Consider the following 18,557-nt stretch of genomic DNA (forward strand, 5'->3'; position numbering starts at 1 on the left):
CGCCGGGTTCCCTCCGGGTTCGCGGAGCGTTCCGGCTGCCGCGCCGCCGGCCGCCCGGAGGGCACCGACCTGCGACGGCCTGCTTGATCATCCGTTTTCGCAGGTCAACTTAGGTCTGCCTAAGTGATGAAGGGCACCGTGCCCGGCTCCGAGGCGGGTTGTCACGCCCGAAGGAATTACGCAACAATGGCGTTGTGAAATACGATGGCGAGGCTCCTCAGGAGGAACTCGCGACCGGGGAGCGCTCGACGCGCAACCGGGTCGCGCGCTCCATCCTGGACCACGGCCCGTCCACCGTGGCCGATCTGGCCAAGCGCGTCGGTCTGACCCAGGCCGCCGTGCGCCGTCACCTCGACGCGCTCGTCTCCGACGATGTGGTCGAAGCCCGCGAACAGCGGGTGTACGGGGCGCGGACCCGGGGCCGTCCGGCCAAGGTGTTCGCCCTCACCGACTGCGGCAGGGACGCCTTCGACCAGTCCTACGACAAGCTCGCCGCCGACGCGCTGCGCTGGATCGCCGACACGGCGGGGGACGAGGCGCTCGTCGCCTTCGCCCGCGCCAGGATGGCCGCCCAGGCGGAGGTGTACCGCGCGGTGGTCGAGGCCGCCGAACCCGAAGCGCGTACCGAGGCCCTCGCCAGGGCCTTGTCGGCCGACGGGTACGCTGCTACGGCGCGCAGCGCACCGGGTCAGCAGCAGGGCGAGCAGCTCTGCCAGCACCACTGCCCGGTCGCGCACGTAGCCGAACAGTTCCCGCAGCTGTGCGAGGCGGAGACGGAATTCTTCTCCAGCCTGCTCGGGACCCATGTGCAGCGTCTCGCCACCCTCGCCCACGGCGACGGGGTGTGCACGACGTTCGTTCCGCGCAGCAGCCCCACGGCAGCACAGACTTCACAGACAGCACAGAACACCCATTCAGCAAGTACGGCCGGGAGGAACCCCGCATGACGCTCCCTACGGAGACTGCCCACCCTGAGCTCGATGGCCTGGGCACGTACGAATTCGGCTGGGCCGACTCCGACGCGGCAGGCGCGGCGGCGAAGCGCGGCCTGTCCGAAGCTGTCGTCCGCGACATCTCGGAGAAGAAGAACGAACCGGAGTGGATGCTGAAGCTCCGGCTCAAGGGCCTGAAGCTGTTCGGCAAGAAGCCCATGCCGAACTGGGGCTCGGACCTCTCGGGCATCGACTTCGACAACATCAAGTACTTCGTGCGGTCCACGGAGAAGCAGGCGGAGTCCTGGGAGGACCTGCCCGAGGACATCAAGAACACGTACGACAAGCTCGGCATCCCCGAGGCGGAGAAGCAGCGCCTGGTCGCCGGTGTCGCCGCGCAGTACGAGTCCGAGGTGGTCTACCACCAGATCAACGAGGAGCTGGAGTCGAAGGGTGTCATCTTCATGGACACCGACACCGCCCTCAAGGAGCACCCGGAGCTCTTCAAGGAGTACTTCGGCACCGTCATCCCCGTCGGTGACAACAAGTTCGCCTCGCTGAACTCCGCCGTGTGGTCCGGTGGTTCCTTCATCTACGTGCCGAAGGGCGTGCACGTCGAGATCCCGCTCCAGGCCTACTTCCGTATCAACACGGAGAACATGGGCCAGTTCGAGCGGACGCTGATCATCGTCGACGAGGACGCCTACGTCCACTACGTCGAGGGCTGCACCGCGCCGATCTACTCCTCGGACTCGCTGCACTCCGCGGTCGTCGAGATCATCGTGAAGAAGGGCGGCCGCTGCCGCTACACGACCATCCAGAACTGGTCGAACAACGTCTACAACCTGGTCACCAAGCGCGCCGTGGCGTACGAGGGCGCGACCATGGAGTGGGTCGACGGCAACATCGGCTCCAAGGTCACCATGAAGTACCCGGCCGTCTACCTGATGGGCGAGCACGCCAAGGGCGAGACCCTGTCCATCGCCTTCGCGGGCGAGGGCCAGCACCAGGACGCCGGCGCCAAGATGGTCCACATGGCACCGAACACCTCCTCCAACATCGTCTCCAAGTCGGTGGCGCGAGGCGGCGGCCGTACCTCCTACCGCGGTCTCATCGAGATCGGTGAGGGTGCGCCGGGCGCCAAGTCCAACGTGCTGTGCGACGCGCTGCTCGTGGACACCGTCTCGCGCTCGGACACCTACCCGTACGTCGACGTCCGCGAGGACGACGTGTCGATGGGCCACGAGGCGACCGTCTCCAAGGTCTCCGAGGACCAGCTCTTCTACCTGATGAGCCGCGGGATGACCGAGTTCGAGGCCATGGCGATGATCGTGCGCGGCTTCGTCGAGCCGATCGCGAAGGAGCTCCCCATGGAGTACGCCCTCGAGCTCAACCGGCTGATCGAGCTGCAGATGGAGGGTTCGGTCGGCTAGCAGGCCCGCCGACCGGATCCCGAAGAGTTCTTGACTGAGAAAGCGAGCACTACGACAGCCATGGCTGAGGCTCAGATTTCCCCGGTGGGCTCCACCACCGCCGGTTCCATCGCGGTGGCGGCCGAGTCCACCGTCGCCACGCGCATGAGCGCGCCCCCGTCCTTCGACGTCGCGGACTTCCCGGTCCCGCACGGCCGGGAGGAGGAATGGCGGTTCACCCCGCTGGAGCGGCTGCGCGGTCTGCACGACGGCACAGCGGTCGCCACCGGTGACGGGGTCAAGGTCGTCGTCGAGGCGCCCTCGGGCGTCACCGTCGAGACCGTCGGCCGGGACGACGCCCGGCTCGGCAAGGCCGGCATCCCGGTGGACCGCGTCGCCGCCCAGGCGTACTCCTCCTTCGAGCACGCCTCGGTCGTCACGGTCGAGAAGGAGGCCGTGCTCAGTGAGCCGGTCCGGATCACCATGCACGGCGAGGGCGGCGTGGCCTACGGCCACCAGCTCATCGAACTGGGCGCCTTCGCCGAGGCCGTCGTCGTCATCGACCACACCGGTGACGCCGTGCTCGCGGCCAACGTCGACTACGTCCTGGGTGACGGCGCCAAGCTGACCGTCGTCTCCGTGCAGGACTGGGCCGACACGGCCGTCCACGTCGGCCAGCACAACGCGCTGGTCGGCCGCGACGCGTCCTTCAAGTCGATCGTCGTCACCTTCGGCGGGGACCTCGTCCGTCTGCACCCCCGGGTGGCCTATGCCGCCCCCGGCGGCGAGGCCGAGCTCTTCGGCCTGTACTTCACCGACAAGGGCCAGCACCAGGAGCACCGTCTCCTCGTCGACCACAACACCCCGCACTGCAAGTCCAACGCGGTGTACAAGGGCGCGCTCCAGGGCGACGACGCCCACGCCGTCTGGATCGGCGACGTGCTCATCCAGGCCGCCGCCGAGGGCACCGACACCTACGAGATGAACCGGAACCTGGTTCTCACCGACGGTGCCCGTGTCGACTCCGTCCCGAACCTGGAGATCGAGACCGGCGAGATCGTCGGCGCCGGCCACGCCTCGGCGACCGGTCGCTTCGACGACGAGCAGCTGTTCTACCTGCAGTCCCGTGGTATCCCCGCCGAGGAGGCCCGCCGTCTCGTCGTGCGCGGCTTCTTCGCGGAGCTGGTCCAGCAGATCGGTCTGCCGGACGTCGAGGCCCGTCTGCTCGACAAGATCGAGACCGAGCTGAAGGCGTCGGTCTGATGGCCTTCGTCAAAGCCTGTGCGCTGAGTGAGCTGGAGGACGACACCCCGAAGCGGGTGGAGCTCGACGGCACGCCGGTATCCGTCGTCCGCACCGAGGGCGAGGTGTTCGCGATCAACGACATCTGCTCGCACGCGAACGTCTCGCTCTCGGAGGGCGAGGTGGAGGACTGCTCGATCGAGTGCTGGCTGCACGGATCGAGTTTCGACCTGCGCACAGGCAAGCCGTCCGGCCTTCCCGCGACGCGCCCCGTCCCCGTATACCCCGTAAAGATCGAAGGGGACGATGTGCTCGTCTCCGTCACCCAGGAGTCCTGAGTCACCCATGGCAACGCTTGAAATCCGCGACCTGCACGTCTCCGTCGAGGCCGACAACGCCACGAAGGAGATCCTCAAGGGCGTCGACCTGACCGTGAAGCAGGGCGAGACCCACGCCATCATGGGCCCGAACGGGTCCGGCAAGTCCACCCTCGCCTACTCGCTCGCGGGTCACCCCAAGTACACGATCACGAGTGGCACGGTGACCCTCGACGGCGAGGACGTCCTGGAGATGTCCGTGGACGAGCGGGCCCGCGCCGGCCTGTTCCTCGCCATGCAGTACCCGGTCGAGATCCCCGGCGTCTCGGTCTCCAACTTCCTGCGCACCTCCGCCACCGCCGTCCGCGGCGAGGCCCCCAAGCTGCGTACCTGGGTGAAGGAGGTCAAGGAGGCGATGTCCGCCCTCCAGATGGACCCGGCCTTCGCCGAGCGCAACGTCAACGAGGGCTTCTCCGGCGGTGAGAAGAAGCGCCACGAGATCCTTCAGCTGGAGCTCCTCAAGCCGAAGGTCGCGATCCTCGACGAGACGGACTCCGGTCTGGACGTCGACGCGCTGAAGACCGTCTCCGAAGGCGTCAACCGGGTGCGCGAGACCGGCGAGGTCGGCACCCTGCTGATCACGCACTACACGCGCATCCTCAAGTACATCAAGCCCGACCACGTGCATGTCTTCGCCAACGGCCGCATCGCCGCCTCGGGCGGCGCCGAGCTCGCCGACCAGCTGGAGAACGAGGGCTACGAGGCCTACACGAAGGGTGGCGCTTCAGCGTGACTGACGCCCGACAGGGGCTCTCCGGCCTCCTCGACACCGAGGCGATCCGCAAGGACTTCCCGATCCTGGACCGCACGGTCCATGACGGCAAGAAGGTCGTTTACCTGGACAGTGCGGCGACCTCGCAGAAGCCGCGCCAGGTCCTCGACGCGCTCAACGAGTACTACGAGCGGCACAACGCCAACGTCCACCGCGGTGTGTACACGATCGCCGAGGAGGCGACCGCGCTGTACGAGGGCGCTCGCGACAAGGTCGCGGCCTTCATCAACGCGCCCAGCCGCAACGAGGTGATCTTCACCAAGAACGCCTCGGAGTCGCTGAACCTCGTCGCCAACATGCTCGGCTGGGCGGACGAGCCCTATCGGGTCGACAGCGACACCGAGATCGTCACCACGGAGATGGAACACCACTCCAACATCGTTCCGTGGCAGCTGCTCTCGCAGCGCACCGGCGCGAAGCTGAAGTGGTTCGGCATCACGGACGACGGCCGTCTCGACCTGTCCGACATCGACGAGATCATCACGGAGAAGACGAAGATCGTCTCCTTCACCCTCGTCTCCAACATCATGGGCACGATCAACCCGGTCGAGAAGATCATCCGTCGCGCCCAGCAGGTCGGCGCGCTGGTCTGCATCGACGCCTCGCAGGCGGCCCCGCACATGGTGCTCGACGTGCAGGCGCTACAGGCCGACTTCGTGGCCTTCACGGGCCACAAGATGGTCGGCCCGACCGGCATCGGCGTGCTCTGGGGACGGCAGGAGCTCCTGGAGGACCTGCCGCCGTTCCTCGGTGGCGGCGAGATGATCGAGACCGTGTCGATGCACTCGTCGACGTACGCCCCCGCGCCGCACAAGTTCGAGGCGGGCACGCCCCCGATCGCGCAGGCCGTCGGCCTCGGCGCGGCCGTGGACTACCTCTCCTCGATCGGCATGGAGAACATCCACCGCCATGAGCAGGCCATCACTCAGTACGCGGTGAAGCGGCTCCTGGAGGTGCCCGATCTCAGGATCATCGGCCCCGCGACGGCCGAGGACCGCGGTGCGACGATCTCCTTCACGCTCGGCGACATCCACCCCCACGACGTGGGCCAGGTACTCGACGAGCAGGGCGTCGCCGTCCGGGTGGGACACCACTGCGCACGGCCCGTCTGCCTGAGGTACGGAATTCCTGCGACGACGCGAGCGTCGTTCTATCTGTACTCCACGCCCGCCGAGGTCGACGCTCTGGTGGACGGCCTCGAGTATGTGCGGAACTTTTTCGGTTAGACGGCAGAGGGTTGACTGGTGAAGCTTGATTCCATGTACCAGGAAGTGATCCTGGACCACTACAAGCACCCCCACGGGCGTGGCCTGCGGGACGGCGACGCCGAGGTGCACCACGTCAACCCGACGTGCGGCGACGAGATCACGCTCCGCGTGAAGTACGACGGCGACACCATCGCCGACGTCAGTTACGAGGGCCAGGGCTGCTCCATCAGCCAGGCCAGCGCCTCCGTGCTCAACGAGCTGCTGGTGGGCAAGCAGCTCGGCGAGGCGCAGAAGATCCAGGAGTCGTTCCTGGAACTGATGCAGTCCAAGGGCCAGCTGGAGCCGGACGACGCGATGGAGGAGGTGCTGGAGGACGCGGTCGCGTTCGCCGGTGTCTCCAAGTATCCGGCCCGGGTCAAGTGCGCGCTGCTGAGCTGGATGGCGTGGAAGGACGCGACGGCGCAGGCGCTGTCCGAAGGGAAGACCGCATGAGCGACAACGAGACTCTCACCACCAAGCCGGCCTCCGAGGAGGAGGTCCGCGAGGCGCTGTACGACGTGGTCGACCCCGAGCTGGGGATCGACGTCGTCAACCTGGGCCTGATCTACGGCATCCACATCGACGACGCCAACATCGCCACCCTCGACATGACGCTGACGTCCGCGGCCTGCCCGCTGACCGATGTCATCGAGGACCAGGCGAAGTCCGCGACGGACGGCATCGTCAACGAGCTCCGGATCAACTGGGTCTGGATGCCGCCGTGGGGTCCGGACAAGATCACCGACGACGGCCGCGAGCAGCTTCGCGCGCTCGGCTTCAACGTCTGATCCATTGATCCATGGTGGTCTGAACGTCCTGGCGTCCTTGTCTGTCCGGATATCCCGGGCTTTCCGGACTTCCTGGGTCTTCTGAACGGCTCCCGGCACCGCCGGGGGCCGTTTTCGTATGCCCGCCGCCGCATCGGGCTGGCAGACTGACGGGCATGGCCGTCCGCTTTCACCAACTCGCCGTCGACACCCATGATCTGCCGAAGCTGGCCCGCTTCTGGAGCGCGGTGCTGGACTGGAAGGTGCTGTCCGAGGACGACGAGGAGATCGCCATCGGCGCCGAGGGGACCGGGGCACCCCGTATCTCCTTCCTCGCCGTGCCGGAGGGCAAGGTCGTCAAGAACCGGCTGCACATCGATCTGGACCCCGACGACCAGGCGGCCGAGGTCGAGCGGATCCTCGGGCTCGGGGCCAGGCGGGTGGTCGTGGGGCAGGGAGAGGACGCGACATGGGTCGTCCTGGCCGATCCCGAGGGCAACGAATTCTGCGTGCTCCGGCCGAGGGGGCCGCGGAACGGCTGATGGCTCAGCCGACGCGGGGCCTCCTGATCGCCGTCAGCCGCAGCAGACGCGGGACCTCACCCTGATCGCCGTCAGCCGCAGCAGACGCGGGACCTCACCCTGATCGCCGTCAGCCGCAGCCGGTGCCGGCCGCCTGATCGCCGTCAGCCGGTGCGGGAGCCTCTGATCGCCGTCAGCCGTCGCTGGCGAGGCGGTTCAGCCATTCCCTCAGGAGGTGCCGCTCCGCGCTGCTGAGGGGTGACTCCTCGGGCAGCAGGGCGCGCAGGGCGCGGGCGGCGCCCGCCGGGCCCTCGTCCCGCACGGCCGGCTCCTCACGGGTGACTGCGGTGACCATGGACTCCCGCAGGGTTGTGAACAGGGCGGGGTCGCGCCGGTCCTCCGGCAGCGACAGCCAGGTGAGCACCGCGCCGCGCGCCGTGGCATGGATGGTCTGGGCCGCGAGCTCCTCACCGACACGCAGCCAGCCACCGGCGGCCAGCCGCTTGACCCGGCCCATCAGGATCTCCAGGCCGGTCCTGAAGGCCGCCGAATCGGTCCTGGTGGGATCGGTGTACATCAGGGTGAAGAGCGCGGGATTCGCCAGGCCGAACTCGATCGCGACGTCCCAGCCGGCTCTCAGGTCCTCTATGGGGTCCCGCGGCTCGGGGTCGATGTGCTTCGTGGCGAGGAACGCGGCGAAGCCGTGCTCGGCCACCGCGTCGAGCAGCCCGTCCTTGTCGCCGAACAGCCGGTAGATGGCGGGCGGCTGGAGTCCCGCGGCATCGGCGACCGCGCGCGTGGTGACCGCGTCGCGCCCCCCGCGCGTCAGCAGATCGATGGCGGCCTCGATGACCCGCTGCCGGGTCTGCTCCCGGCCCGCGGATGCGGTGTCGGCCTTGACGGTGGTGCCGTCCCTGCCGCGTGAAGGTGTGGGCATGAATCGATGATACCGCGTTGATGGTTCCGGTGTTAGTATCAGTGATAACGTGAACTCGATTCCATCGGAATCGCTTGGATCGCCCGTATCGCTGGAACCACGGAACAGGGCCACAGCTGTGGCCGTACGGAGGAGCGCATCATGATCATCGTTACCGGAGCCACCGGGCAGCTGGGCCGTCTGATCGTCGAGAGTCTGCTCGGGCGGGTGCCGGCGGACCAGGTCGGCGTCAGTGTCCGCGACCCGCGGAAGGCGCGGGCGTTCGCCGACCGGGGTGTGCGGGTGCGGCAGGGCAGCTTCACCGACCCCGCCGGTCTCGCCCATGCCTTCGAGGGCGCCTCCCAGGTCCTCATCGTCTCCGTCGACAAGATGGGCGACGAGTGCGTCGAGCAGCACCGCACCGCGATCGAGGGAGCCGTCGCGTCCGGTGCCCGCCGCATCCTCTACACCAGTCAGATGGGGGCCGACGCGTCCTCGCACTTCCAGTCCTGCCGCGACCACGCCGCCACCGAGAAGCTCCTTGGCGCCAGTGGTGTGCCGTGGACCTCGCTGCGTAACGGCTTCTATGCCGCCAGCGCGGCGCTGTTCCTCGGGCAGGCCCTGGAGTCCGGCCGGATCGTGCTCCCCGCGGACGGGCCGGTCAGCTGGACCGCGCATGCCGACCTCGCGGACGCGGCCGCCACCGTCCTGGCCGACGAGGGGCGTTTCGACGGCCCCACGCCGCCGCTCACCGGGCCGCAGGCGCTCACCTTCGACGACATCGCCGCCCTCGCGACCGGGATCACCGGTCGCCCCGTCGAGAGGGTCACCGCGCCCGACGACCAGTTCCTGGAGCAGACGCTGGGCCGGGGTGTCCCCCCGGAGGTGGCGAGTCACCTGCTGGGCATATTCGCCGCCGCCCGTGCGGGGGAGTTCTCAGCCCTCGACCCGGCGCTGGCCACCCTGATCGGCCGCGAACCCGCCACCCTGGACGCGGTGTTGCGTGAGCGGCTGTCCGAGGGCTGATCCTTCCCGGGCCGCGGCCCTGGTCACCACTGCGGGGCGCCGCCTCCGTAGGGCGGAGGGACCGGTCCGTACGGCGGAGGGACGGGGCCCTGCGGGGGGAAGCCCGCGGCCTCGGCCAGGGCCGGGCCCAGGTTCTCCGTCCGTATCCGCCGGTCGACATAGAGCAGACCGGTCACCAGCTGCGGGAAGGTCGTGGAGAAGATCTGGCTCACGAGCTGGCCCAGCAGGCTCGCGACCAGATAGCCGCTCATCGCGACCATCACGGCTGCCGGGCTGGGGTCGTTGTCCAGTGACGCGGTCCCGATCATGCCGGGGAACAGCCCGAGGAAGGAGAACGGCAGCTGGACGACATAGCCGGCCACCCCCGCTATCAGGCCGGCCAGCAGGATGATGCCGAAGATCCGCCACCAGTCGCCGCGCACCAGCTCGGAGGAGCGGCGCAGTGCGGCGAAGGGGCGCCGGCCCTCGAAGACCACGGCCGCCGGTGCCAGGCAGACCTTTATCCAGAGCCAGACCGCCAGCGGGCCCGTCACCAGCACGCCGACGACGCCCAGCGACATGGCGACGGCGGCCCCGCCGCCACCGTCCAGAGTCATGAGGGAGATGACCGCCGCGACGAAGACCGCCACGACGAGCAGTGCGGGCACGATCGCGAACAGGGAGGTGATGATCAGGGTGCCGATCACGGGGGCGACGTGGCTCCAGGCCTTGCGCCACAGCGCCGCGAAGGCGACGGGCCTGCCCAGGACCGCCTCCTGGAGCACGGACGGGACCACCGCGTACATCAGGCCGGAGACGAGCGCCATGGTGGCGATACCCAGCAGCACCAGGACGCAGCCCGCCGTCACGAGCGCGGCGATGTCCCCGGAGGAGGCGCTCTCGCCGTAGTCGAGGGAGACCACCCGGTCCAGGTGGTCGGCGACGGCGGAATAGGCGACGGCCACCGCTGTCGTCATCAGGAGCGCGGCGCAGCCGTAGAGCGTGGCCGCCATGCCGAGCAGCTGCTTCCAGTACCTGCCTATCGTCGCGAACGCCCCGCCCAGCACGTCGCCCAGTCTCAGCGGGGCGAGCGGTATCACCCCCGGCTTCGGCGGGGGTGCCCAGCCGCCCCATCCCGGTGGGCCCCCGTAGGGACTTCCGCCGTACGCCGCGCCCCCGTAGGCGCCCCCGCCCCACCCTGCGTCCTGCGCCACCACTGCTCCGTTGTTCGTGTCGTGTGTTCGTGTCGTGTTCGGTGTCGTCCGGTCCTGCCGTGCGGACACCGTAGCGTCCCGTGGTCCCGGTTCCCCCGCCTCGGTTGTGTACGCCCGTACGCAACGCTGTGTACGCTCGTACGTATGGGATACGGATTGCTGGCCGCGGCGATAGCGGCGGAGGTGGCCGGGACGACGGCCATGAAGTACAGCGAGGGGTTCACCCGGCTGTGGCCCTCGCTCATCACCGTCGTCGGCTATGTGCTGGCCTTCGCGCTGCTGGCCCAGACCCTCAAGACCCTCTCGATCGGCACCGCCTATGCCATCTGGGCGGGGACGGGCACCGCGGCCGTCGCCGCCATCGGCATTCTCTGGATGGGCGAAACCGCGGGCCTCGCCAAGCTGGCGGGCATCGCGCTGGTCATCGCGGGGGTCGTCGTCCTCAATCTGGGAGGAGCCCACTGATGGTCCGCCGGTACGACCCCGAGCGGCGCGAACGCATCATCGACGCGGCCCTGCGCGTCGTCGCCGAGCGGGGCATCGGCGGGCTCAGCCATCGCACGGTGGCCGCCGAGGCCGATGTGCCGCTCGGCTCGACGACCTATCACTTTGCCTCCCTCGACGAACTGCTGGTCGCCGCGCTGCGCCGGTGCAACGAGAGCTTCGCCCGGACGGTGCGTGAGAGCCCGTACATCTCCGACCCCGAGGTTCCGCTGGCCGATGAGCTGACCCGGCTGCTGGGGGAGTGGTTCGGGGCAGGCCGCGGACCGCTGACACTCGAGTACGAGCTCTACCTCGCGGCCCTGCGCAGGCCCGCCCTTCAGCCGGTCGCCGCCGAGTGGGCCGACGCGCTGGCCGTGCTCATCGCCCACCGCACCGACCGGGCGACCGCGCGGGCACTCGCGGCCCTGCTGGACGGGATCAGCCTCCAGGTGCTGCTCACCGGGGGCGACTTCGACCCGGAGTACACCAGGGAGATGCTGGCCAGGGTGGTGGACGGAGCGACCCGCTGAGCCCGGTCGGGCGGTGTCCCGGCGGACGGGCGTCCCGCCCCGATGCTTCCGGGGGCAGCCCGGCCTCCGAATGCCTCCGGCAGCTGAGACCGGTTCGCCCGTGCGGGGCTCGGGCGGTTAGGTTCTGTTCATGACCGACACGACTTCCCAGGGCCCCGCCCGCACCACCGGCGCCGTCGCCGCCGGCCTCGCCACCATCGCCGGTGACGGCACCGTCCTCGACACCTGGTTCCCCGCCCCCGAGCTCTCCGCCGAGCCCGGCCCCGCCGGGACGCAGCGCCTCAGCCCCGAGGAGGCGGTGAACCGTCTCGGCGAGGGCGCGGCCAAGGCCATCGGTGTGGACGCACGCCGTGGGGTGGAGGTCGTCGCCGTGTCCACGGTCATCTCCTCGCTCGACGACAAGCCGCTCGACGCGCACGACACCTACCTGCGGCTGCACCTGCTCTCGCACCGCCTCGTCCAGCCGCACGGCCAGAGCCTCGACGGGATCTTCGGTTTCCTCGCCAACGTCGCCTGGACCTCGCTCGGCCCCGTGGCCGTCGACGACCTGGAGACGGTCCGGCTCAACGCCCGCGCCGAGGGGCTGCACCTCCAGGTCACCTCGGTGGACAAGTTCCCCCGGATGACGGACTACGTCGCGCCCAAGGGCGTGCGGATCGCCGACGCCGACCGGGTACGGCTCGGGGCGCACCTGGCCTCGGGCACCACCGTCATGCACGAGGGCTTCGTCAACTTCAACGCCGGCACGCTCGGCACCTCCATGGTCGAGGGCCGCATCTCCGCGGGCGTCGTCGTCGGCAACGGCTCCGACGTCGGCGGCGGCGCGTCCACCATGGGCACGCTGTCCGGCGGCGGCAAGGAGCGCATCGTCATCGGGGAGCGCTGCCTGATCGGCGCCGAGGCCGGCATCGGGATCGCGCTCGGCGACGAGTGCGTCGTCGAGGCCGGGCTGTACATCACGGCCGGCACCCGGGTCACCATGCCGGACGGGCAGGTCGTCAAGGCCCGCGAGCTCTCCGGCGCCTCGAACATCCTCTTCCGCCGCAACTCGGTCACCGGCGCTGTCGAGGCCCGCCCGAACAACGCGGTCTGGGACGGCCTCAACGACGTGCTGCACAGCCACAACTAGGCAGTAGCCGCCAGGAGTTCCTCGTACACCGCACGCAGCCCGTCGACCGTCCCGCGGTCGGCGGGCTGTAGCGGTTCGCGGACCGGGCCTGCGTCCAGCAGGGCCTTCACCGTGACCGTGCCGGGCAGGCCCCCGGCCATCATGGCCTCGACCAGAGGGGCGTTGAGCCCGTTGAGACGAGCTGCCCCCGTGGTGTCACCGGCGTCGAACGCGTCCAGCACGGCACGCATCCGACGCGGGATCACATTGGCGACCGTACTGACATAGCCGGCCCCGCCCAGCGCGTACAGCGGGAGGTTCAGCTCCTCGCAGCCCGAGTAGTACGCCAGCGAGGTCCGCGTCATCACCTGGGTGGCCGCGAGCAGATCGTACGAACAGTCCTTGACCGCCACGACGCGTGGATGTTCCGCCAGACGCAGCAGTGTCGCGGGTTCGATCCTCGTGCCGGTGCGGCCCGGGATGTCGTACAGCATCAGCCCGATGCCCGTGGCCTCCGCCACCCGGAGGAAGTGTGCCTGGACGGCGGCCTGCGGGGGGCGGCTGTAGTACGGGGTCACCACCAGCAGCCCGTCCGCACCCGCGGCCTCGGCCTCCTGCGCGAGCCGGACCGTGTGCCGGGTGTCGGCACTGCCGACACCCGCGACCAGCGGGACCGAGCCGCCGACCGCCTCCCGGACGGCCCGTAGCAGCGCCGTCTTCTCCTCGTCCGTCGTCGTCGGTGACTCGCCCGTGGTGCCGCTGAGCACGAGGCCGTCGCAGCCGTCGGCGACGAGATCCGTGGCACGGCGGCGGGCGGCGTCCAGGTCCAGGTCACCTGAGGCGGTGAACGGGGTGATCATGGCGCAGAGGGCGCGGCCGAAGGGCCCGGTGATGTCGGATGTCATGTCCGCAGTCTCGGTGCCCGGTGCGTGCCGGTCCACTTAGTTCTGCTTGGGGTGACAGGCAAGAGACGCTGAAGGATCGAGGGCGCGGAAGCGTCCGGCCGGCCTTGACCTCAAGCGCGCTTGACGTACGAGGGTGAGGGGCGAAGGCGCACCGCAGGGGCGCGCCCGGAGAGGATCACGCCATGTCGCCGTCCGTACGCTTCACCTCAGGTCCCGCACTCACCCCTTCAGGTAAGGGGATCGTCAAGGTCAGCACCTGGAACGTCGGCACCCCCGAACGGCAGCGCCGCACGGTCGAGGCCGTCCGCGCCGCCTGGGGGGCCAGGGAGTGGCCGCATCCGGGGCTGCTCTCGTACGGCGTCCTGGCCGCAGACGACGGGAAGAGCCTGCTCAACCACAGCCGGTGGGCCGACGAGGCCGCCCACCGGGAGTTCGCCCGTACGGGCCGTGACGAGCGGGTCGCCGAGATCGACGCGGCGGTGCCCGGCATCGAGCGGGTCGGACTGCGTGCGTACGAGCTGTACCGCTCCGGGGCGAAGGAGGGCGACGGCCGGGAGCCGGGCTGCGTCGTCAGCGTCGACGTCGAGTTCGACGGGCCTGACCCCGCCCGCCAACGGGCCTGGGTGGACGCCGTGTTCGAGGCGCTCGACTCCGACCCCGCCCCGGCGCCCGGCGGCATCGCGGCGCACTTCCACGTCAGTACGGACGGGACCCGGGTCCTCAACTACGCCGAGTGGGAGAGCGCACAGGCCCACATCGACGCACTCGCCGCCTCGGGCGACGGGGTCGGCTCGACGACACCGCAGTGGCACCGGGTCCAGAACTACCCCGGTCTGAAGGGCAGTACCGTGCGCCGCTGGACCCCCGTGCTCGGCATCGAGGCGGGACCGCGGTAGTTCCGGGCGGCTCGCGGTGAAATGCGTCTACGCTTGGGCCGCGGCCAAGGCCCCGTACGCACCGGTCCTGGCCCGTCCGCACAGCCGCGCACGCCCCGAGGAGAACCCCCTGATGTCCGCAGAGCGCCCCTCCCTGCCGCCTGTGCGGCTGCATACCGAGGCCGAGCTGGCACGGGACGCGCTGGCCGCTCCGCTGCTCGCGCGTGCTGTCCGCCTCGCCCGCTGGGCGGGTCCCACCACCCGGGTCGGCGCCGGCGGGGAGCTCGTCGATGCACAGCTGCCGGAGGCCGCCAAACACCTGGGCCTCGGCGACGACGAGGACGCCGCCGCGTACGCCAGTGAGGCGTGGCGCCTGGCCGTCGACACCGGCCTCGTCGACTTCGAGGACCCGCAGGACGCCGCCGGGGGCGCGCACGAGGACGGAACCGAGGGCGCCGGAGCGGAGGGTGAGGAGGAGGGCACCGTCACGGTCGGCGAGAACCTGGGCCTGCTGACCTCCGGATCCCCCGGTGATGTCCTCGCGATCTGGCTCGACGGTCTCGAGGCCGTGCACGCGGACGCCACCGCCCCCGCCTTCGACGACTTCGCCGACCTCATCGGCGAGGACGGCAGCGTCGACTTCGACGCCCTGGACTGGGACCCGGAGCAGGAGGCCGAATTCCTCGACGGGGTGCTCGGCAACCTCTATCTGCTGACCCTCTCGGAGGCCGGACCCGACGCCGGGCCCGTGCCGCTGCCCGCACTCGCCGCGTCCATGGTGGTGCCCGACGACATGGGGGAGCCCACCGACGACATCCTGGAGCAGGTGTCCGAGGCGATGATGCGGCTGGACGAGCAGTTCCGGGTCCTCGAACCCATCGGGATCGTCGAGTACCGGCCCGTGGACGAGACGCTGCTGACCGAGGAGGGCGAGGAGGCGACGCCGCCCGCCGACGACGAGGACGTCACCCGTTACGGCATGGTCAAGCTGACACCGCTCGGTCTCTACGGCATCCGGGAGCGGATGCTGGAGGCCGGCGTGGAGGCCCCCGCGGTCGGTGACCTCGCCGACAAGGGGGCGGACGCACTCCTCGACGGCATCGCCTACTACCCCGAGGAGGCCGCGCGTACCGAGGTCGGTCTCTGGCTCGGCCGGCGCGGGGCCGAAGGGGCGCGGGCCGCCGCCGCCGAACTCCTGGGCGCGGCGCGCGGCACCGACCGGCGGGCACCGCTGCGCAGGCTCCACTGCCAGCAGGCGCTCGCCCTGGTCGGGCAGGAGGCCGAACCCGAGGTGCGGGCGGTGCTCGGTGATCCCGAGCTCGGCGGGCTGGCGCGGGTCTGGCTCGCGGAGCGCGGCGCGGCGGACGTGCCCGCGCCGCCCGAGTCGATGATCTTCTGGCTCGCCGTGGACACGATCGCCGCGCAGCTGGACGCCGACGGCGAACTGGACGAGCTCCAGGAGCTGGTCGAGGGACTCGCCGGCCAGCACAGCGGCTTCTTCGACGAGGCCTGGCGGGTGGAGCACCCCGCCACCGCCGAGGTCCTCGACGCGATGGGCCGACTCCACAGCGACCGCGGCGCCGCGAAGGCCGCGCGTAAGGCCGCCTACAAGGCGCGGTCGCGGCAGAAGGACTGAGGCGGGTACGGGGCGGGGTCGCGGCGTGCGGCCCGCCGCGGCCCGCCCCGGTCGCCGTTGAAGCTCCTATATTTCGCCGTCCGTTCACCCGGCGGACCGTTGGCCATGGCTCACGGCTGCGAGCATCCGGTTCTCAGTGAACCGAACCGGAGGAACGATGCTCCCGAAGAGAACGTGTGCCGCACTCGCGGTTCTGGCCGTGACCGCGGGCACCCTTGCCGGCGCGGGTGTGGCGACTGCGGGTCCGTCGCACGGCGACCACGGGCGGAGCCCGGCGGCCTTCGAACGTACCGCCGTCTACCCGGTCTTCCAGAACCGTCCGGCCGGCGAGGACGCCGCGACGCAGACGGTCGCCGAGATCTCCGCGACCAGCGAGGACGGCCGTACCCTCGTCCACACCGACGCGGCCGCCAAGCGGATCGGTTTCCTCGACATCAGCGACCCCGACCGGCCCGAGGGGCTCGGCACGCTCTCCCTGGCCGAACTGGGCGACGCCGAGGACGAGCCGACCTCGGTGTCGGTCGTCGGCCAGTACGTGCTGGTCGTCGTGAACACCAGCGCGAGCTACACCGAGCCCTCCGGACGCCTCGACGTCATCTCGCTGCTCACCCGGAAGCGGGTGGCCAGCCACGATCTGGGCGGCCAGCCCGACTCGATCGCGATCAGCAAGGACAAGCGGCACGCCGCCATCGCCATCGAGAACGAGCGGGACGAGGAGGCCACCCCGCCCGGCGGCGAGGAGGGCGACCTCCCGCAGGCCCCCGCCGGGTTCGTCCGGATCGTCGACCTGAAGTCCTCCTCACCCGCCCGCTGGACCACCCGCGCGGTCCCGCTGACCGGCGCGGACGGCTCCGCGCTGCCCGCGCTGGTGGCCGCCGGCATCGCCGAGCCCACCGACCCGGAGCCGGAGTACGTCTCCGTCAACAGCCGTGGCCTGCTCGCCGTGACCCTCCAGGAGAACAACGGCGTCGTCCTGATCGACCTCGCGTCGGGGCGCGTCACCAAGGCGTTCAGCGCCGGCACGGCCTCGGTCGACGGCATCGACACCGTCGAGGACGGCGTCATCGACCAGACCGGTTCGATCACCGACGTGCCACGCGAACCGGACGCACTCGGCTGGATCGACGACCGCTATCTGGCCACCGCCAACGAGGGCGACTGGAAGGGCGGCACCCGCGGCTGGAGCGTCTTCGACAGCCGCACGGGCAAGGTGGTCTGGGACGCCGGCAACAGCTTCGAGCACCTGGCGGCGAGCCACGGCCTGCTCGACGACAGCCGCTCCGAGAAGAAGGGCACCGAGCCCGAAGGCCTGGCGGTCGCCACCTACGACGGTGTCCGCTACGCCTTCGTCGGCTCCGAGCGCAGCAACTTCGTCGCCGTCTACGACATCAGCAGGCCCACCCGGCCGGTCTTCCGCCAGGTGCTGCCGACCACCAACGGCCCCGAGGGCCTGCTGCCGATCCCCTCGCGCGGACTGCTCGCGGTCTCCAGCGAGGAGGACGACGCCGACGCCGGGGTACGGGCCTCGGTGAGCCTGTTCCGGCTCGGCAGGGGCAAGCCGTCCACCCCCTCGCTCGTCTCCGCCTCCGGCTCCACGGGCACCCCCATCGGCTGGGGCGCGCTCGGCGCGCTGTCGGCCGTGCCGGGACGCGACGACGAGGTGTACACCGTCACCGACGCCGCGTACGCCACCACCCGCATCCTCACGATCGACACGAGCGCCCGGCCCGCCGTCATCCGGCGTGAGCTGGCCGTCAAGGACGCCTCGGGCAAGCCCCTGGGGTACGACGCCGAGGGCATCCACGCCCGCCCGCAGGGCGGCTTCTGGCTGGCGGTCGAGGGCGCGACGGGCGCCGGCAACCAGCTGGTGCGCCTGGACCGCCACGGCATCACCCGGCAGATCGTGCCGCTCCCCTCCGACATCGCCGACGGCCTCGGCGCGCAGGGCTTCGAAGGCGTCACGGCCACCACGGGGCGCGACGGCCGCGAGATCGTCTGGGCGACCCTCCAGCGCGAGGCCGCGGGCGACCCGGACGGCGTGGTCCGCCTCGGCCGCTACGATGTCAGGGCCGGCACCTGGAGCTGGTACGGCTACCGGCTCGGCACCACCGGCACGGACGGCGACTGGATCGGGCTGTCCGAGATCACCGTGGTCGGTGACAGGCTCGCCGTCATCGAACGCGACAAGCTGAACGGCCCGGCCGCGAAGATCAAGCGGATCTACACCGTCGACCTGCCCGGGCACGCCGCCCCCGGCGGCAAGCTCACCGTGCTGCCCAAGACCCTCGCCCACGACGTGCTGCCCGACCTGCGGGCCACGAAGGGCTGGACCCAGGAGAAGCTGGAAGGCCTCACGGTGGCCGGTGACGGCCATGTCTACGCCGTCACCGACAACGACGGTCTGGAGGACTCCACCGGGGAGACGGTCTTCCTCGACCTGGGAACCGCCCGCAAGGTCTTCGGCCGCCACTGACCGCCCTCGCGAGGACGCGCCGCCTCGCCCCGGGGGGAGCGAGAAGCGCCACACCTTCGGGGGGCTTTCCGGGGCTGTGCTCCCGCCCGCCGCCCTTGCCGGAAGCGGGCGGGAGCACAGCCCATGGCCCGGAACCGCTGAT

The 18,557-nt window shown here is 70.4% G+C and carries 19 protein-coding genes; 16 read left to right on the top strand and 3 right to left on the bottom strand.

From position 1 onward, the window contains the following. Nucleotides 1-194 precede the first annotated feature (194 nt). From OG623_RS27455 to OG623_RS27495, 9 genes are all read left to right on the top strand, one after another. Nucleotides 195-947: a helix-turn-helix transcriptional regulator gene (locus OG623_RS27455; RefSeq protein ID WP_406150081.1), complete on the top strand. Its 753-nt coding sequence runs from the start codon at nt 195-197 to the stop codon at nt 945-947. After that, nucleotides 944-2,365: a Fe-S cluster assembly protein SufB gene (gene sufB / locus OG623_RS27460; RefSeq protein WP_406150082.1), complete on the top strand. Its 1,422-nt coding sequence runs from the start codon at nt 944-946 to the stop codon at nt 2,363-2,365. Before OG623_RS27455 ends, sufB begins: the two co-directional genes overlap by 4 nt. Nucleotides 2,366-2,425: 60 nt before the next feature. Further along, a complete protein-coding gene (sufD, locus tag OG623_RS27465) occupies nt 2,426-3,607 on the top strand; it encodes a Fe-S cluster assembly protein SufD (protein WP_406150083.1) in 1,182 nt (393 codons plus the stop codon). Further along, nucleotides 3,607-3,924 (top strand): bifunctional 3-phenylpropionate/cinnamic acid dioxygenase ferredoxin subunit, encoded by a 318-nt coding sequence (locus OG623_RS27470; RefSeq protein WP_018555702.1) that lies wholly within the window; start codon nt 3,607-3,609, stop codon nt 3,922-3,924. The genes sufD and OG623_RS27470 overlap by 1 nt, the downstream gene beginning before the upstream one ends. Before the next feature lie 7 nt (nt 3,925-3,931). Beyond that, entirely contained in the window at nt 3,932-4,696 is a 765-nt protein-coding gene (gene sufC / locus OG623_RS27475) for a Fe-S cluster assembly ATPase SufC (protein WP_406150086.1), read from the top strand. Next, on the top strand, nt 4,693-5,961 hold the full coding sequence (locus OG623_RS27480; protein WP_406150087.1) for a cysteine desulfurase: 1,269 nt from the start codon (nt 4,693-4,695) through the stop codon (nt 5,959-5,961). Before sufC ends, OG623_RS27480 begins: the two co-directional genes overlap by 4 nt. A gap of 18 nt (nt 5,962-5,979) precedes the next feature. Further along, entirely contained in the window at nt 5,980-6,435 is a 456-nt protein-coding gene (gene sufU / locus OG623_RS27485; RefSeq protein WP_403985567.1) for a Fe-S cluster assembly sulfur transfer protein SufU, read from the top strand. Beyond that, nucleotides 6,432-6,770, top strand: coding sequence for a metal-sulfur cluster assembly factor (locus OG623_RS27490; RefSeq protein WP_093539690.1), 339 nt, complete (start codon nt 6,432-6,434; stop codon nt 6,768-6,770). Before sufU ends, OG623_RS27490 begins: the two co-directional genes overlap by 4 nt. A gap of 155 nt (nt 6,771-6,925) precedes the next feature. Beyond that, a complete protein-coding gene (locus OG623_RS27495; RefSeq protein WP_406150090.1) occupies nt 6,926-7,291 on the top strand; it encodes a VOC family protein in 366 nt (121 codons plus the stop codon). 172 nt (nt 7,292-7,463) lie between these two features. Here the strand turns inward: OG623_RS27495 and OG623_RS27500 are convergent, their stop codons facing one another. Continuing rightward, nucleotides 7,464-8,207, bottom strand: coding sequence for a TetR/AcrR family transcriptional regulator (locus OG623_RS27500; protein ID WP_406150091.1), 744 nt, complete (start codon nt 8,205-8,207; stop codon nt 7,464-7,466). Nucleotides 8,208-8,348: 141 nt separating this feature from the next. Between OG623_RS27500 and OG623_RS27505 the strand changes: the two genes are divergently transcribed. Next, on the top strand, nt 8,349-9,212 hold the full coding sequence (locus OG623_RS27505; RefSeq protein ID WP_406150093.1) for an SDR family oxidoreductase: 864 nt from the start codon (nt 8,349-8,351) through the stop codon (nt 9,210-9,212). Between the two features lie 23 nt (nt 9,213-9,235). Here OG623_RS27505 and OG623_RS27510 read toward each other — a convergent pair whose 3' ends face one another. Next, nucleotides 9,236-10,405 (bottom strand): hypothetical protein, encoded by a 1,170-nt coding sequence (locus tag OG623_RS27510; protein WP_406150094.1) that lies wholly within the window; start codon nt 10,403-10,405, stop codon nt 9,236-9,238. Nucleotides 10,406-10,549: 144 nt separating this feature from the next. Here OG623_RS27510 and OG623_RS27515 point away from each other — a divergent pair, with 144 nt between their 5' ends. From OG623_RS27515 to dapD, 3 genes are all read left to right on the top strand, one after another. After that, nucleotides 10,550-10,870, top strand: a complete 321-nt coding sequence (locus OG623_RS27515) for a DMT family transporter (protein WP_406150095.1) — start codon at nt 10,550-10,552, stop codon at nt 10,868-10,870. Further along, the gene (locus OG623_RS27520) at nt 10,870-11,418 is read left to right on the top strand and encodes a TetR/AcrR family transcriptional regulator (RefSeq protein WP_406150097.1); all 549 of its coding nucleotides are present in this window, start codon (nt 10,870-10,872) and stop codon (nt 11,416-11,418) included. The genes OG623_RS27515 and OG623_RS27520 overlap by 1 nt, the downstream gene beginning before the upstream one ends. A gap of 130 nt (nt 11,419-11,548) precedes the next feature. Further along, nucleotides 11,549-12,547 carry a 2,3,4,5-tetrahydropyridine-2,6-dicarboxylate N-succinyltransferase gene (dapD, locus tag OG623_RS27525; protein ID WP_406150098.1) on the top strand — a complete coding sequence of 333 codons (999 nt, stop codon included), beginning with the start codon at nt 11,549-11,551 and terminating at the stop codon, nt 12,545-12,547. Here the strand turns inward: dapD and dapA are convergent. Beyond that, nucleotides 12,544-13,431 carry a 4-hydroxy-tetrahydrodipicolinate synthase gene (gene dapA / locus OG623_RS27530; RefSeq protein WP_406150099.1) on the bottom strand — a complete coding sequence of 296 codons (888 nt, stop codon included), beginning with the start codon at nt 13,429-13,431 and terminating at the stop codon, nt 12,544-12,546. The two genes, dapD and dapA, sit on opposite strands and share 4 nt — an antisense overlap. A gap of 182 nt (nt 13,432-13,613) precedes the next feature. Between dapA and OG623_RS27535 the strand changes: the two genes are divergently transcribed. From OG623_RS27535 to OG623_RS27545, 3 genes are all read left to right on the top strand, one after another. Then, nucleotides 13,614-14,327, top strand: a complete 714-nt coding sequence (locus tag OG623_RS27535; protein WP_406150100.1) for an antibiotic biosynthesis monooxygenase — start codon at nt 13,614-13,616, stop codon at nt 14,325-14,327. A 112-nt stretch (nt 14,328-14,439) separates the two neighbouring features. Continuing rightward, complete coding sequence (locus OG623_RS27540; protein ID WP_406150102.1) at nt 14,440-15,942, top strand: hypothetical protein; 1,503 nt, start codon at nt 14,440-14,442, stop codon at nt 15,940-15,942. A 157-nt stretch (nt 15,943-16,099) separates the two neighbouring features. Continuing rightward, nucleotides 16,100-18,415 (top strand): esterase-like activity of phytase family protein, encoded by a 2,316-nt coding sequence (locus tag OG623_RS27545; protein WP_406150103.1) that lies wholly within the window; start codon nt 16,100-16,102, stop codon nt 18,413-18,415. Nucleotides 18,416-18,557: the final 142 nt, after the last annotated feature.

It is taken from the genome of Streptomyces sp. NBC_01012, from assembly GCF_045162755.1.
GTDB lineage: Bacteria > Actinomycetota > Actinomycetes > Streptomycetales > Streptomycetaceae > Streptomyces.

What these genes read in the sequence shown, in the direction of transcription:
- OG623_RS27505 (WP_406150093.1), top strand. Translation starts at nt 8,349, where the DNA reads ATGATCATCGTTACCGGAGCCACCGGGCAGCTGGGCCGTCTGATCGTC.
- OG623_RS27470 (WP_018555702.1), top strand. Translation starts at nt 3,607, where the DNA reads ATGGCCTTCGTCAAAGCCTGTGCGCTGAGTGAGCTGGAGGACGACACC.
- OG623_RS27545 (WP_406150103.1), top strand. Translation starts at nt 16,100, where the DNA reads ATGCTCCCGAAGAGAACGTGTGCCGCACTCGCGGTTCTGGCCGTGACC.
- OG623_RS27500 (WP_406150091.1), bottom strand. Translation starts at nt 8,207, where the DNA reads ATGCCCACACCTTCACGCGGCAGGGACGGCACCACCGTCAAGGCCGAC.
- OG623_RS27495 (WP_406150090.1), top strand. Translation starts at nt 6,926, where the DNA reads ATGGCCGTCCGCTTTCACCAACTCGCCGTCGACACCCATGATCTGCCG.
- sufC (WP_406150086.1), top strand. Translation starts at nt 3,932, where the DNA reads ATGGCAACGCTTGAAATCCGCGACCTGCACGTCTCCGTCGAGGCCGAC.
- dapA (WP_406150099.1), bottom strand. Translation starts at nt 13,431, where the DNA reads ATGACATCCGACATCACCGGGCCCTTCGGCCGCGCCCTCTGCGCCATG.
- OG623_RS27490 (WP_093539690.1), top strand. Translation starts at nt 6,432, where the DNA reads ATGAGCGACAACGAGACTCTCACCACCAAGCCGGCCTCCGAGGAGGAG.
- sufB (WP_406150082.1), top strand. Translation starts at nt 944, where the DNA reads ATGACGCTCCCTACGGAGACTGCCCACCCTGAGCTCGATGGCCTGGGC.
- OG623_RS27520 (WP_406150097.1), top strand. Translation starts at nt 10,870, where the DNA reads ATGGTCCGCCGGTACGACCCCGAGCGGCGCGAACGCATCATCGACGCG.
- OG623_RS27535 (WP_406150100.1), top strand. Translation starts at nt 13,614, where the DNA reads ATGTCGCCGTCCGTACGCTTCACCTCAGGTCCCGCACTCACCCCTTCA.
- sufD (WP_406150083.1), top strand. Translation starts at nt 2,426, where the DNA reads ATGGCTGAGGCTCAGATTTCCCCGGTGGGCTCCACCACCGCCGGTTCC.
- OG623_RS27540 (WP_406150102.1), top strand. Translation starts at nt 14,440, where the DNA reads ATGTCCGCAGAGCGCCCCTCCCTGCCGCCTGTGCGGCTGCATACCGAG.
- dapD (WP_406150098.1), top strand. Translation starts at nt 11,549, where the DNA reads ATGACCGACACGACTTCCCAGGGCCCCGCCCGCACCACCGGCGCCGTC.
- OG623_RS27515 (WP_406150095.1), top strand. Translation starts at nt 10,550, where the DNA reads ATGGGATACGGATTGCTGGCCGCGGCGATAGCGGCGGAGGTGGCCGGG.